The 645-nt window shown below is 39.1% G+C and carries 1 protein-coding gene; it reads left to right on the top strand.

Annotated elements, in window-relative coordinates:
- Nucleotides 1–80 precede the first annotated feature (80 nt).
- Nucleotides 81–645: OTU domain-containing protein (locus B5P42_RS31470; protein ID WP_181458863.1), on the top strand; the 565-nt coding region annotated here is incomplete at its 3' end.

Here is a 645-nt window from a genome sequence, read left to right as displayed (position 1 = left end):
ACACTGACAAAAGTAAAACAATTAAGAAACAATCAACACCATACAGTGGCGGAAACAGCAAAGGACTCCATACATCATGCATGGTGGAGATAAAGAATACGAAATACGTATTTAGAGATGTCATCGGAATAGGAAACTGCGCTTTCGAGGCGATCAGAGCATCAGGAGCGATCCCGAATATGACAGTGCAAAACCTACGAAAGGAAATATGTGAATTCGCTAGAAATCCTGAGCAAGGAAGAACCATTGCTAAAAAATTAAAACCCTATATAGGATCGCTGCCAAACAATGACAGCATAGGATTGGATGAATATCTGAATATAATGAGTATCGATAGACAATGGGGAGGGTTGTTCGAACTCAGCATAACTGCATACAAATTTAAAATGAACATAATAGTAGTAAGTCAGACGAATCCAACGCTCATAACAGATATACAGAAATGGATAGAGAACACGTTACCAAAGTCACGTGATGTAACACCATGGACCAAAACAATTTACTTGTTACATCACAAGCATGGGAAACCATCAACACCAATGAGACATCAAGACTTGAACCATTATGGGACCCTTTTCCCTATAGAAACAACGGCTAGTGAATGGAATAATAGCGGTATGATGACACCAGACAAATGTGACCTTT

Source organism: Bacillus sp. SRB_331, from assembly GCF_003264175.1.
GTDB lineage: Bacteria > Bacillota > Bacilli > Bacillales > Bacillaceae_G > Bacillus_A > Bacillus_A mycoides.
This window is presented reverse-complemented; position numbering and strand designations above follow the sequence as displayed.